Raw genomic sequence first — 13,308 nt, forward strand, 5'->3', positions numbered from 1 at the left:
CGAATGCGGAGGAGATTCCTGTCATGGCGGACGGTCGCCACTATCTGCGCGGTCGTGGCCGCCGCCCTCGGAGCGATGCTGATGGCCGGACCGCTGCTGCCCGCTGAAGGTTTTCCCGCTTTCGACAAGGTCCGCCCCGGCGACGATATCGACGCCTATCTCGCCGCCGACGAAAAGCGTTTTTCCGACATCCGGCCGGGCGCCGCCAAACGTGTGGTCTGGGCCAACCCGGCGACGAAGGCGAGGACGCCGCTTTCGATCGTCTATATCCACGGCTTCTCGGCATCGGCGGAGGAAGTTCGCCCCCTGCCCGACCGCGTCGCGGCCGCGCTCGGCGCCAATCTCCATTTTGCCCGTCTCGCCGGCCACGGCCGCACCGCCGACGCCATGGGGGAAGCCACGCTCGAAGACTGGCTCGGAGATTTTTCCGAGGCGCTTTCGATCGGCGAGGCGCTCGGCGAGAACGTGATCGTCATGGGCACCTCGACCGGCGCTTCGCTTGCGACGCTGGCGCTCGCCGATCCGGCGATCGGCCCCCGCGTCGCCGCCGCCGTGTTCCTGTCGCCCAATTACGGGCTCAGCAGTTTCGGCGCCTTCCTGCTGACGACACCCGTTGCGCCGCAGCTTTCCCGCCTGCTCATCGGCCCCACCCGCAGCTTCAAGCCGTATAACGACAGGCACGCGGCGGCCTGGACGACCGAGTATCCGACGAAAGCGCTGCTGCCGATGGCGGCCCTCGTGAAACTCTCCGTCGGCAGCCCCGTCGAGCGGATCGGCACGCCCGCCCTCTTCCTCTATTCCTCGCTGGACCAGGTGGTGCGGCCGGACAGGGTGCGCGCGATCGCCGGCCGCTGGGGCGGACCGCACCGGCTTGTCGATGTCGGCAAAACCGGCGACCCCGCCAACCACGTCATCGCCGGCGACATCATCTCGCCGGCCACGACCGGCCCGCTCGCCGAGCGGATCATCGCATGGCTCCAGGCCACGGTTAGATGATCAGGCTCGCGAGGATGTCGTTCTCGGTGATGTCCTGATAGCCCATGTTGGCCGCGTCGAAGCGTTCGACCAGTGTCGCGAAATTCTCCGGCCTCGTGGTTTCGATGCCGATCAGGATCGAGCCGAAATTACGCGCCGACTTCTTCAGGTATTCGAAGCGGGCGATATCGTCCTCGGGACCCAGCAGGTTGAGGAAATCGCGCAGTGCGCCGGGGCGCTGGGGCAGCCGCAGGATGAAGTATTTCTTGAGGCCGGAATAGCGCATGGCGCGCTCCTTGACGTCCGGCAGCCGCTCGAAGTCGAAATTGCCGCCCGAGACGACGCAGACCACCGTCTTGCCGGCGAGCTTCTCCCGCCCCAGCGCCTCCAGCGCCGTGATCGACAAGGCGCCGGCCGGCTCCAGCACGACGCCTTCGACATTCAGCATGTCGGTGATCGTCACGCAGATGGCATTTTCGGGCAGAAGCAGGACCTGATCCGGCGAAAAGCGCTTCAGCGCCTTGAAATTCAGGTCGCCGATGCGGGCGACCGCGGCGCCGTCGACGAAGTTGTCGACCTTCGCAAGCGTGACCGGCTCGCCCGCTTCAAGGCTCTTCTTGAGGCTCGGCGCGCCTTCCGGCTCGGTGAAGACGAAATTTTCCGGCGCCACGATCCTGCCGAGATAGCCCGTCATGCCGGAAGACAGTCCGCCGCCGCCGACCGGCGTGATGACGAGATCGGGTGTCGTGCCGTCCGGCAGCTGCTCGACGATTTCGGCCGCCACCGTCGCCTGCCCCTCGATGATGTCGGCATCGTCGAAGGGCGGCACCATGACCCCGCCGATCTCCTCCACATGCGCGCGGGCCGCCGCGTAGCACTGGTCGAAAATGTCGCCGATCAGCCGGATGGTGATGAATTCGCCGCCGAACATGCGGGTCTTGTCGATCTTCTGCTGCGGCGTGGTGACCGGCATGAAGACCACGCCCGGCACCTCGAAATGACGGCAGACGAAGGCGAAGCCCTGCGCGTGGTTGCCGGCCGAGGCGCAGACGAAGGTCGTGCCGCCGGCGCCGGCGGCGATCGCCTTGCGCAGGAAATTGAACGCGCCGCGGATCTTGTAGGAGCGGACCGGCGACAGGTCCTCACGCTTCAGCCAGATCTCGGCGCCGTAGCGCCGGCTCAAATGCTCGTTCATCTGCAGCGGCGTTTCGGGAAAAATCGCCCGCATCGCCGTCTTGGCTTTGTCCACATCCGCTTTCGTCACGTCTGCCCTGTTCACGTCGGCCGTCCATTGAAATCGAAGATTGGCCCCGCTATGCCATAGCCTTGCGGTCGAGACAAAGCATCTTTCCGCGGCACCGAAAACAGGGGCAACCGTTTCTTGAACGCCAACCTTCTCCGGTCGGTCATCTATATCACGGCGCTTTGTGCGCTTTATCTGTCGATCGCCATGTTCCTGCCGGCGCTGGTCGATCTCTATTACGGCCACAGCGACTGGCAGGTCTTCGCCATGTCCGGCTTCATGGTGGGCGGCGTTGCGGCGGCGGCGGCGCTTGCCACCCGAGGCCCGCCGCCGGTCTTCAACAAGCGGCTCGGCTTCCTTCTGGTCAATGTGCTGTGGGCGATGTTTTCGCTCGTCGGGGCGATCCCGCTCTTCCTCGCCGAACATGAACTCACCTTCGCCCAGGCGCTCTTCGAATCGATCTCCGGCATCACCACCACCGGCTCGACCGTCATCGTCGGACTGGACGACATGCCGCCCGGCATTCTGCTCTGGCGCTCGCTGCTCACCTGGCTCGGCGGCATCGGCATCGTCGGCCTCGGCCTCTTCGTGCTGCCGTTCCTGAAGGTCGGCGGCGCTTCGATCTTCAAGCTCGAATCGTCGGATACCGGCGACAAGCCGTTCGCGCGCCTCGCAAGCTTCACCCGTGCCTTCCTGATCGCCTACGTGCTCCTCACCCTTGCCTGCGCGATCGCCTACGACATGGCCGGCATGAGCCATTTCGACGCGCTGAACCATGCCATGTCGACGATCGCGACGGCCGGTTTCTCGACGCACGACGCATCCTTCGGCTATTTTCCGGATAATGAAGCGCTGCTGATCATCGGCACGATCTTCCTGACGATCTGCAGCCTGCCCTTTTCGGTCATCATCCTGCTTGCGGTCAGAAACCGGCTCGATGCCGCGCGCGACCCGCAGATCCTCGTCTTCCTGGGGTATCTCTGCGCCATTTCCATTGCGCTCGCCGTCTACCACCACCTGCGGAACGGCGTCGACATGAACGACGCGCTCATCCATTCCTTCTTCAACATGGCCTCGATCCTCTCGACCGGAGGCTTTGCGAGCGACGACTACACGCTCTGGGGGCCGTTCGCGGTGCTCACCGCCTTCTTCGCGACCTTCATCGGCGGCTGTTCAGGCTCGACGGCGGGCGGCATCAAGGCCTACCGTTTCGTGGTGATGTTCAACGTCGTCCGCGCCGGCTTGAACAAGCTCATCTATCCGAACGCCATCTATCCCGTGCGCTACGGCGCCCTGACCGTGGACGCGGAGACGCAGCGCGGCGTCTTCCTGTTCGTCAGCCTCTACATCTTCCTCTGGGTGGTCGGCAGCATCGGCATGGCGCTTTTCGGCTACGACTTCCTGACGGCCACGTCCTCGGTCATCACGGCGCTGTCGAATGTCGGCCCCGGCGTCGGCCCGATCATCGGGCCGGTCGGCAACTTCTCGACGATCAGCGATCCGGCGCTCTATCTGCTCTCGCTGATGATGCTGCTCGGCCGCCTCGAAATCCTCACCGTGCTGGTGCTCCTCACCCCGATCTTCTGGCGGCATTGAACGGCCGGCGTCCGAACCGGACGATAACGGTCGTCTACGGCCTTGACGAAGCACGCGAACTCCATGAAACAGGAGCCCGCTGCGGACGTGGCGAAACTGGTAGACGCAAGGGACTTAAAATCCCCCGACTTCGGTTATGCGTTTCAATTTGATTTATAAAATCAATATGTTAATCTATCTCTAATGGCTGTTTCCGGCGTGCACAGCGTGTGCACATTCCGGCCTCGTTGGAGATGGGGTTCGACATGGCAAGTCATGCGATTTTAGGGGGCAAGGTTCTTGTCTATCGGCGCGAGAATAGCGGGCGCTGGCAGTGCTCGACCCGTATCAACGGCAAGAACTGGCGAGTAAGCACGGGTGAAGACAGCCTAGCGCTCGCCAAAGAGTTTGCCGAAGACTGGTTCTACCGCATGAAGGCCAAGGAAAAAGGCGGCGGGCTCAAGAACGAGCGCAGCTTCGAGGATGCGGCCAAACGCTATCTTGATGAGTACGATGTCGTGACGGGCGGCAGCCGCAATCCAGATTATGTCGCCGGGAATGAGCGTCGCCTCCGCCTCTACCTGACGCCGTTCTTCGGTGATTTAGGGCTGTCGGAGGTAACTTCTGGCAAGGTTCAGGAATCCCGCGTCAAACGTCACCGCGAGAGCCCGGAAGGCAAGTTGCCCGCCAAAAGTACATTGCACCAGGAGATCGTGACCCTACGGCAAGTCCTGAAGACAGCCATCCGGCATGGCTGGCTGATGCACCTGCCGGACCTTTCGACCCCGTATAAATCCGGCAATAAAGTTGCGCACCGTGCGTGGTTCTCCCCTGAAGAATACAAAAAGCTCTATACGGCCACGCGGAAGCGCGTCGATCTCCACAAGGACAGCCGGTATAAGTGGCATGCCGCCCAACTTCATGACTATGTGCTCTTCATGGCCAATACAGGCCTCCGGCCGGATGAGGCCAAGCGCCTCCAGTACCGCGACGTGGAAATCGTCATCGACGAGGAAACGAACGAAACCATCCTGCTTATTCAGGTCCGGGGCAAGCGCGGGGTCGGCTATTGCAAGAGCACCAAGAGCGCGGTTTTTCCCTTCGAGCGGTTGCTCAAACGCAATCTGCCGAAGCCGAGTGATCCGGTTTTCCCCGGCAACCATATGGTGATGTTCAACACCATTCTGGGCGAGGAAGACCTGAAGTTTGATCGGGAGGGCACCCGGCGCACCGCTTACAGCCTGCGCCATACCTACATCTCCCTCCGCCTGATGGAGGGTGCCGACATCTATCAGGTCGCCAAGAACTGTCGCACCAGCGTGGAGATGATCGAGAAATATTACGCTTCGCACATTTCCACGAGCATCAGCGCCGCCGCTGTGAATGTGAAGCGGAAGGCTAGATCTAAGAAGGAAATTGTCGAGCACGCTAGACGAAATGCTCACCGAGAGGCCTGAATGGCGACATCGCGGCGCCCCTCTGACTACAGTCCTCCTAAAAACTCAATGTGGTCCCGCTTCAACTTCTTTACCACCTTGCGGCTGTTTGCGAGGACTTTGTCCCTGAGCAGGATAAGGGCGTTCATTTGCACTTGGATTTCGACGTCGCTTGCCGCTTCGAAAAGTACAGACGTCACATGCAGCAATGAATAGGCGGCATTGATCGCTGGAACCTCAAGGCCTGCGTTTGTCGCTCCGGCGAGAATAATATCCCGATTGCCAAGAGTGCCCAACGTCCAAACCGTACCCGCTACGCCCGCGTGAACCTTGTAACTCGACCATTTGTAATCGGAGGGAAGTGAAGTCCAATCGACCGCTTCTTCCAGATCAGCGAAGCGTGGAGCTTTGAGATTGAGGCTATGCGCCGCCCAACCATATGATGATTTAAATGCCGCACCATACTTGGCAATTGCCGCTTGGTATTCAGCCTCCAGCTCCGGAAATTCTTCTTCCATTTTTTCGGGCTCGTAAGTCCTCCCTTCATGTCGGAGTTCGTTGATCACCGACTCCCTCTCGCTGACGATCTCATGTGCGAGATAACGTTCGGCGATTTCATCGCCGAACCGGCTGACGAGAAAACACACGACGGAAATTTCATATAATGTGCGCCAACGGGCATAAGCTCCGTCCGGCAAGCCACTTTCAAGGAGTGTTAAAATCTCCATCGTGGTTTGGCATGCACGCATATGGAGCATTACCAAGACTTTCCGTTTGATGATGCCTTTTTTGGCTTTTGATCGACTGAGTTTTTGAGCGAAGGTTTCTCCTACTTCCCGTGAGGAAACAAGCATCATATGCAACGGGTCCAGCACTGGCGACCATCTGAGATCGAGCCGATCCTTGAAGTATTGCATTTCGTGCCGCTCTGAGAGCTTGATCTCCGGCCAACGTTTCTCAAGACGCTTTACGACATTGGAAGACGTTACCTTAATGGCTTCAGTAAGCGCTTTGGGCAGCGTTACGTCGACTGCATCTTTCATGTCGGCAAGCAGGTCTTTTAGATCCTGATCGGTAATGGCGATAACGATGTCAGTGTCGCTCTCCCATTTGAAGGGCTCATCACGGCTGCCGAGAAGATGATCCGTCATCGCCTCCAAGAGCGCTTCGTCAGAGACGTCTTGGGCTTCAAGCTTTTTCTGAAACATTCGGCGAACTAAACGCCTTGGCACCTGTTTCACTATTTCAGTGATTTGCGAGTTCAGCTTTTTCGCCAATTCACCCCACCCACCGGTTCGACATTCTCGTATTCATGCAGCCGAGCCAGTATCCTTCGGGCTCAACCGGAAATATCATTACGATTACTTGTATCGCGATTTAGAAAAAGGCGCTGGGGAAGCGTCGCCAATTAACAGCTAAATGAGATGAATGCTTTGGTGCGGACGGCGGGGATCGAACCCGCATGGCCGAGGCCGAGGGATTTTCTTACCAGCTACGGCTTTCGCCGCCGCCTTCCGGCGTTTGTGGTCTGGACTATACCTTCACCCTAGCTGCCGCCTTAGGTGCTGCCCGTCTAGTCTCTACACCTTCCTCTAGTGAGGCTTGGCTCGGGATCGCCATCTGACAGGTTTCCCCGAATTTGAGCAGTTCTACATCCGGCGTTTCCGCCGATGCACTCAAGTTGCGTCTAAGTCCCTTGTGTCTACCGATTCCACCACGTCCGCATGGTGCCCTCTGCTAACAAAGTAATGCCGTCTACTCAACCGGTATCATGTGGCTCGTGTCTGCGATGATCTCAGCGGGGTCAGATTGTATTGGATGGTCGTGCCACCTTGAAATGCAGGGGCTCCCATGTAGGAATGCGTACAGCGCACCTACGCATCGCCCAACGCGTACACATTGGCTATGGGCGATGCTCTGCACGGTTTTCTGACCAGCCGCGCGGCGTCTGGAGAAAACCGGCAGGTGCGCCAGGGGCAAGCCCCTGGACCCCATCCGTGCCGGAGCAAGGTGAATGGCTATCTATCACCTGAACGTCAAGAACATCAGCCGTGGTGATGGGCGTTCCATCGTGACGGCGGCGGCCTATCGGGCGGGTGCGATTCTGCCGAATGAGACCGAGGAGCGCCTGTCGGATTTTGACGGGCGACGTGATGTGATCGCACATGACATCCGCCTGCCTGCCGGTGCGCCGGAGTGGATGGCCGACCGGACGCAGCTCTGGAACGCTGTGGAGGCCGCCGAGAAGCGCAAGGATGCACGGCTGGCCAAAGAGGTGGAGTTTGCCCTGCCTCGCGAGTTGCCGCGCACCGCGTGGCTCCCCGTGGCGCGGGCCATGGCCGATGCGTACGCGGCGCAAGGCTTTGTGGCTGACTTCGCTATCCACGACGATGGCACACAGCACAATCCCCATGTTCATATCCTGCTGACCACGCGTGTGGTGACGGCCCAAGGATTCGGCCCGAAAATCCGCAGCGCGGACGGACGGCAGTTTGTGACCGAAGCCCGCGCTCTCTGGGAGCGGATTGCCAACGACGCCTTACGCGCGGCGGGTGTGGCCGTCGCGATCGACAGCCGCAGCTATGCCAAGCGCAAACTGGACAGGGAGCCGGGCCAGCATCGCGGCCCGAACCCCGACGAGAGACGTGCGCGCCGGGAGCGCCAGCGCGAGAGGGAGCAGACCATGCAGCGCGACAATGACCACGATTTGCCCGTACCGGACCCGGACGGGTCGCCCATCCACCCCAAGGAACTTCATGCCGCCGAACGGCGCATGCTGGACGAAGTCCACCGGGAGGAACCTCCCGTTCTTCAAGAGCCGAACGGCGATCTTCATTCCGCCCGAACGGCGGTAGATCAACAGAACAATCGCGAGCTTTCCGAGGACGAGGCCGCCGCCTACCGGCTTGCGCCGGAAAATGCGCTGGACTGGCTCACAGAGCAGAATGTGCAGGAAGACATGCAGGTTCTGGAGCGGTGGGAAAACCATCTCGATTGGCTGGAACTGGATAACCGGCGTCCGTCTCCGCCGTCCGAGGATGGGGCGTGGCACGAACCGGACCAAAGCCGCAGGTAACACTTGCGGGATGGCCAAGGCCGTCCCATCATCGGTGCATGACGCAGGTTTATGCAGGTTCGGTATTCGGCATCCGTGAGTTGACGGAGGAACAGCGTGCGAAGACGCGGAAGGAGCTAGAATGGCTGGAAACCGATCTCATCCGCCGCCGCAAGCGGCTCGCTTACTGGGCCATGCGCAAGGCCCAGGCCGAGACCCTGCCGGACATCCGCGAGGAGTTGCGGCAGAGCGCCTTTTACTTCCATGCGCGCGCCCAGGAACTTGTTGGGTCCGGTGAGCGGCTGCGTGCCTTTCTCATTGCCGAACTGCAAGACCAGCCCGAACATCAGCCCGCCTATCATTACGCCCACTGATCCTGCCTTGGCCGGAGGCCGCCATGGATATGAAAGCCGAACTGAAAGCCTTGCGTGAACGCGCCCACACCCTTGAGGACACGATAGAGGATATTGACTACCAGCTTGAGCGGGCCATCCATGCGGTGGCTGGCGCAACCGATGATGTCGGCCACGCCATCATGGTGCTCACCGAGCGCCAGAAAACCCACGCGGGTTTCATGTTCGAGTTTGGCAAGGTAACGGCGCAGATCGAAGACCTTGAAAATCGTATCCGCGAGCAGGACGAAAGAGGTACGGAACGGTTGGCCGTTCAGGAATGGGAGGCCGAGGTGCCCGCGATGCAGGAGGATCATCTGGATTGGCTGCGGCCCGTGCTGGATGCTCCCGAGCCGGAGCAGCAGGACACCGTGCAGGATGAGCGGCATCCGCATTATGAGGGCGAGGAACGGATGCTCAGGGAGATGGAGCGCGAGGATGTGAAGCCGGAGGATTATCTGGATTGGTGGAAGCGATAGAACTCCTCAGCGCTATTAGTCTCAACCGAAAGCCTGTACATGCCATGTCTGTAGATTTCCCTGAATCGGGTTTCTTTTACGGACTAGGCGATGATTCCCAACCTCAGAGTTACCAAGCTATCGGATGAACCGGATGACAGACACGGTGCTGCCCGAAGCTATTGCCTGAAAATCATCAAGGATTTTTACAATATTGACTACACTCCGGCGTGGCATGCGGACCTGGATTCCCTCATTACATCGTCCCGCACGAACTGGTATTCTTCGCTGAATAGAGGAGCTTTCTGGCTATGTCAGAATGAGGCCGGTGACATCCTTGGAACTTGCGGCATCTACAACATGTACTGGAAGCCGGACACCCTCTATCGCCTAATGCCTTATTACCCGGATAGTACGGCTGTTTGCCAACTCTCTCGTATGTATATTCGGGAAGACATGCGCGGACGCGGCATTGGTCGCAAACTTGAGGCCGAAGCAATTTCGGAGGCAGTCCGGCTCAATTATCGCGACATATACCTGCACGCGGATGCCGAAGCGCGGGATACTTTAGCGTTCTGGGACGCACGTCAATACGTAAGAATAGGACACAATGAAGAATTACATATTGTTGACTACAATAAAAAACTGCACCCATAAAGGCGCAGTTTTCTTCGAAAATTACTTCTTGAGTTCTTTTATGTCTTTATGCGTTTGGTATGTAAGGTATATCAGAGACAAGGCTGCTCCTCCGAACGGAATCCAAAGGAACAAGGCAGAAAGCAGAATGTCACACATGTTAAACGTCGGCCCATAGGCCGCTCCCTGAGGTACGACCTATGTTAAGTTGTATTTTTTCTATACAGAATACTTCTGATTATTGCAAGATCATTCTTGAATACAATGACTACAGATTCTCCATAGCGGCCGCATTTATAGCTGCTGGAAGCTTAATATATGCCGCATGGAATCTTCACTATATTAGAAGATATAATAAACAGCAGTCGGAAACGCAGAAAGCTATTCTCAAACAAAGCCGTTTGATCGAGCTTTCCCATGAGTGGAATTCCAAGGATTTCATTCACGCCCGCAACGAGGCTGCGGTGCTTAAAGGGGAATTCGAGGGACGGGAGAAAAGCACATATCCGGTTTTGAGCGAAAATCGCAGGCTTGGGGACTGGATTTACATTTCGATGATTGCTCATTTTTTTGAGCGCCTCAGTTATATTGAGCTGAGTGCACAAATATCTCGAAAGAATGCTCACCTTGAATTTTATGAGGCCATCGAATACTGGCACGATTTCCTGGTTGAAGTTTATCTTTTCGACGAAAAGAACGAGGAACGAATGCGCAAAACTTTGACTTGGCTGCGTGATGAGTACCGTAAAACCGCCAATGAAAAGCAACATCCCTGATCGGATGTACCCGCGTTTACTATCCTGAACACGCCAGGGCGGTCTGATGCCTCCAATCGCGTGAGCGATACTGCCGTAGTTAATGATGTGACGAAGTAAACGCCTATCGCTTTGCGTAAGCAATATCCTCGGCCTTGGGTGTTGCCACCGGGGCGGACAATGCTGGCGGCTCCACGGCTCGCATAACTGGAATCCGCTTCAAATACGTTTCCCGCTGGAGAGCCGCCCGCCGTTCCTTGAGGGTTGGATGCGTCGAGAGCAGTGAACCTCTGGCGAAGCCACGGAACATCAGGCGCGCATGGGTGCGCTCGAAATCGCTGAGTTCCGGTCCCTCATGCAGCTTTTCCAGCGCCGCAATCATGTGTTCCTTGCCGGTGAGTGTCGCGCCGATGGCGTCGGCCCAGTATTCGCGCTTGCGCGACAGACGCAGCACGAACAATTCCGAGAGCCACGTCAGGAGCCAGCGGCCCCAGCGTTGCAAGGTATTGGAAAAGCCGAGGTACCAGACCAACGAGTTCTGAAACGAGCGGGCCAGCCCTATGCGGCGCATGTCGTTATTCGCGATGTGGCCCAGTTCGTGGCCGATGATGGCATCCACTTCCGCTTCGGTCAGGGAGTCAATGAGTGGTTGGCCGACCACGACCAGGGCGCTGTTGGCGTTGGCGCCTATGGCGTAGGCATTGTTGTGCGGCATGACTCCGACCCATGGCCGGGTTTTCAGCCCCAGTCTGGCGGCGAGGACGTAGACCCGCTGGGCGAGCGGATCGTCTTCCGTGAGCAGCGTGATACCGTGCTGGCGTACGGCGCTTTCGCGCTGCCTGCCGAGGCCGATCAGCCCCCAGACCGTCCCCCAGAGAGGGACGGCCAGAAAGCCGCCGAATGCGCTTCCGGCTGCAACGCCGAAGCCGATTCCGACCGGTGCGGAGAGCAGGCTTCCCCACGCCAGTCCAAACCAACTGCCTATAACCAGGCCGAGCCATGTCGGCAGGCTGCTATTCCTGAGTTTCCGGTAGTTGATGCTCGTTTCGGCCACGACTATCCCCCTTTGACATCAACCCGATACGGTTCCGGCAAGTCTCGCTCTTCTCATGCACCACGAGCTGCGTTTTGAACGGCCGCACTCCGGCAATATCGAGAATGCCGTAACGCCAGCCGTCGCCCTTCCACCCGCCGAGCAGGTCCCGCACCTCGTCGCTGGTGAGCAGCGGACGGCCGAGGAACTGGATGCCTTCGGTCATCGAGAACCCCGTGTTGGTCGAGGCGTCGTCGTGCCATCCGCCGAGATGCGACGAGACATTTGTGCTGGCCGTGGTCGTGCGGATGGCGTGGGTCCTGTGCCCGAGATAACCGCCCACCATTTTGGCCGTTTCGTCATCGTTAATGCCGAAGAACTGTTTGACCGCGCAGTTGAGGAACGGACGCCAGCTATTGCCGGGGTAATGCTCCTCGATGGAATGGATATCCTGAAGGAAGAACCACAACCGGATGCCCGCGCCCGCGTGGGTGCGGATGGCATCGCGGTATTCAGGAAACGCACCGATGTTCAGGAATTCATCCAGCACGAAGAGAACCGGGATATCCGGGATGCGCGGGTTGGTCAGCATGGCGTCGAGCGCGGTTTTCAGGACGACCCGCAGCCATCCCGAGAACGTCTGCATCATATCAAACGGGATCTCGATATAGACCGTGGCGGGCCGGTCCTTCAGGCTTTCGAAACTGATGTCGCTGCCGCTGACGCTGCGCTGGATATCGCCGTCTTTCCATTCGTATAGCTTGCTGGTCAGCGTGTCCTGCAAGACCTTGAGCCCACGCTGGGCATCCTTTTCCAGAATGGCGCGTCCCGCGTCGGCGGATGGCGGGAACCCGGCCATCTGTTTCGCGACGTTGATCAGGCTGGGGCCTTTGAGCATGGCCATTTGGCAGACCGTCGCCAAGGTTTGGCGATGCGGCGGAGCCTTGTAACGCACAAACATAATGAAGCCGGTCATGATTCCGACCGCATCATCCGCGAAAAACGCCGGTGACTTGGGATCGCGCGGAAACATCTGCTGTGCGATGGAGCGCGCGTCGGCCTCTTTTCTGACCCGGCTGACGGGATCGAAGCGATGGACGGGTTTGCCGGAGCCTTCGTCCAGCGGCGCAATCCGGTAAACGGGTCCGAGTGTGCTCCGCCATTGCGACGTGGCTTCGAACAGCTCGCCCTTGGGATCGAGCACCACGCAACTGCCCTGATACCGAAGCAGATTGGGGATGATGGTGGTTTTGCCCTTGCCCGAACGCGTCGGGGCGACTGTCAGCAGATGGCCGTCACCGTCCCAATGCACGAACCCGGCGGGTGTCGTCTGCCCTTCATCGCTGAACGTGCCGAGAAGGATCGAGCGGGGATCGTGAAAGGCGTTCCTGTCGCGCAAGTATGGTCGCAGGTCGGCGGAAGTCGGCCAGCGGGCCGAGCCATAGAGCGGCGGCGGATCGGCAAGTTGCCGCTCGCGTTCCTGGCGGGCTTCCAGGTCGCGTTTGGCGCGTTCGATGATCGGGGCCGGATCGCGGCCGGAACGGATCGCGGCTTCAACCGCGTCTGCAATCTCAGGGCCGTACAGATCCTCCACCCGACGACGGGCCGAGCGGGCCTTAATGTTCCTGCCGGTTTTTAATCCCCACTTCGCCCACTTCAATGTGGATAGAAAGTCGCGTTCGAGATCACCGAACGGATCAAATTTATTGGTCATATGACTGCCCCAGCCAATAGGGGCAGATTAACAACC

12 protein-coding genes are annotated in these 13,308 nt (G+C 59.1%); 8 read left to right on the top strand and 4 right to left on the bottom strand.

The window, feature by feature from the left end; translation table 11 throughout:
- Positions 1 to 3: 3 nt before the first annotated feature.
- On the top strand, positions 4 to 996 hold the full coding sequence (locus QTA58_RS23340) for an alpha/beta hydrolase (RefSeq protein ID WP_289671075.1): 993 nt from the start codon (positions 4 to 6) through the stop codon (positions 994 to 996).
- Here the strand turns inward: QTA58_RS23340 and ilvA are convergent.
- Complete coding sequence (gene ilvA, locus QTA58_RS23345) at positions 989 to 2,239, bottom strand: threonine ammonia-lyase (protein WP_289673294.1); 1,251 nt, start codon at positions 2,237 to 2,239, stop codon at positions 989 to 991. The genes QTA58_RS23340 and ilvA overlap by 8 nt on opposite strands.
- A gap of 117 nt (positions 2,240 to 2,356) precedes the next feature.
- Between ilvA and QTA58_RS23350 the strand changes: the two genes are divergently transcribed.
- Together QTA58_RS23350 and QTA58_RS23355 are read left to right on the top strand one after the other, a co-directional pair.
- Positions 2,357 to 3,814 (top strand): TrkH family potassium uptake protein, encoded by a 1,458-nt coding sequence (locus QTA58_RS23350; RefSeq protein WP_085423181.1) that lies wholly within the window; start codon positions 2,357 to 2,359, stop codon positions 3,812 to 3,814.
- Between the two features lie 245 nt (positions 3,815 to 4,059).
- Complete coding sequence (locus tag QTA58_RS23355; RefSeq protein ID WP_289671076.1) at positions 4,060 to 5,250, top strand: site-specific integrase; 1,191 nt, start codon at positions 4,060 to 4,062, stop codon at positions 5,248 to 5,250.
- A 26-nt stretch (positions 5,251 to 5,276) separates the two neighbouring features.
- Here QTA58_RS23355 and QTA58_RS23360 read toward each other — a convergent pair whose 3' ends face one another.
- Positions 5,277 to 6,506: a DUF5677 domain-containing protein gene (locus QTA58_RS23360; RefSeq protein WP_289671077.1), complete on the bottom strand. Its 1,230-nt coding sequence runs from the start codon at positions 6,504 to 6,506 to the stop codon at positions 5,277 to 5,279.
- 737 nt (positions 6,507 to 7,243) lie between these two features.
- Between QTA58_RS23360 and mobQ the strand changes: the two genes are divergently transcribed.
- From mobQ to QTA58_RS23385, 5 genes are all read left to right on the top strand, one after another.
- The gene (gene mobQ, locus QTA58_RS23365) at positions 7,244 to 8,305 is read left to right on the top strand and encodes a MobQ family relaxase (protein ID WP_289671078.1); all 1,062 of its coding nucleotides are present in this window, start codon (positions 7,244 to 7,246) and stop codon (positions 8,303 to 8,305) included.
- A gap of 38 nt (positions 8,306 to 8,343) precedes the next feature.
- Positions 8,344 to 8,658, top strand: a complete 315-nt coding sequence (locus QTA58_RS23370) for a hypothetical protein (RefSeq protein WP_289671079.1) — start codon at positions 8,344 to 8,346, stop codon at positions 8,656 to 8,658.
- Between the two features lie 23 nt (positions 8,659 to 8,681).
- Positions 8,682 to 9,155, top strand: a complete 474-nt coding sequence (locus QTA58_RS23375) for a hypothetical protein (RefSeq protein WP_289671080.1) — start codon at positions 8,682 to 8,684, stop codon at positions 9,153 to 9,155.
- 90 nt (positions 9,156 to 9,245) lie between these two features.
- A complete protein-coding gene (locus tag QTA58_RS23380; RefSeq protein ID WP_289671081.1) occupies positions 9,246 to 9,791 on the top strand; it encodes a GNAT family N-acetyltransferase in 546 nt (181 codons plus the stop codon).
- A 380-nt stretch (positions 9,792 to 10,171) separates the two neighbouring features.
- The gene (locus tag QTA58_RS23385; protein ID WP_289671082.1) at positions 10,172 to 10,546 is read left to right on the top strand and encodes a hypothetical protein; all 375 of its coding nucleotides are present in this window, start codon (positions 10,172 to 10,174) and stop codon (positions 10,544 to 10,546) included.
- Between the two features lie 103 nt (positions 10,547 to 10,649).
- Here QTA58_RS23385 and QTA58_RS23390 read toward each other — a convergent pair whose 3' ends face one another.
- Together QTA58_RS23390 and QTA58_RS23395 are read right to left on the bottom strand one after the other, a co-directional pair.
- Entirely contained in the window at positions 10,650 to 11,579 is a 930-nt protein-coding gene (locus QTA58_RS23390) for a zinc metalloprotease HtpX (protein ID WP_289671083.1), read from the bottom strand.
- The gene (locus QTA58_RS23395) at positions 11,539 to 13,272 is read right to left on the bottom strand and encodes a type IV secretory system conjugative DNA transfer family protein (RefSeq protein WP_289671084.1); all 1,734 of its coding nucleotides are present in this window, start codon (positions 13,270 to 13,272) and stop codon (positions 11,539 to 11,541) included. Before QTA58_RS23395 ends, QTA58_RS23390 begins: the two co-directional genes overlap by 41 nt.
- Positions 13,273 to 13,308: the final 36 nt, after the last annotated feature.

Origin of the sequence: Neorhizobium sp. CSC1952 (assembly GCF_030378245.1) — a bacterium.
GTDB classification, from domain to species: Bacteria; Pseudomonadota; Alphaproteobacteria; order Rhizobiales; family Rhizobiaceae; genus Neorhizobium; species Neorhizobium oryzae_A.

What these genes read in the sequence shown, in the direction of transcription:
- QTA58_RS23340 (WP_289671075.1), top strand. Translation starts at nt 4, where the DNA reads ATGCGGAGGAGATTCCTGTCATGGCGGACGGTCGCCACTATCTGCGCG.
- QTA58_RS23355 (WP_289671076.1), top strand. Translation starts at nt 4,060, where the DNA reads ATGGCAAGTCATGCGATTTTAGGGGGCAAGGTTCTTGTCTATCGGCGC.
- mobQ (WP_289671078.1), top strand. Translation starts at nt 7,244, where the DNA reads ATGGCTATCTATCACCTGAACGTCAAGAACATCAGCCGTGGTGATGGG.
- QTA58_RS23370 (WP_289671079.1), top strand. Translation starts at nt 8,344, where the DNA reads ATGACGCAGGTTTATGCAGGTTCGGTATTCGGCATCCGTGAGTTGACG.
- QTA58_RS23375 (WP_289671080.1), top strand. Translation starts at nt 8,682, where the DNA reads ATGGATATGAAAGCCGAACTGAAAGCCTTGCGTGAACGCGCCCACACC.
- QTA58_RS23380 (WP_289671081.1), top strand. Translation starts at nt 9,246, where the DNA reads ATGATTCCCAACCTCAGAGTTACCAAGCTATCGGATGAACCGGATGAC.
- QTA58_RS23395 (WP_289671084.1), bottom strand. Translation starts at nt 13,272, where the DNA reads ATGACCAATAAATTTGATCCGTTCGGTGATCTCGAACGCGACTTTCTA.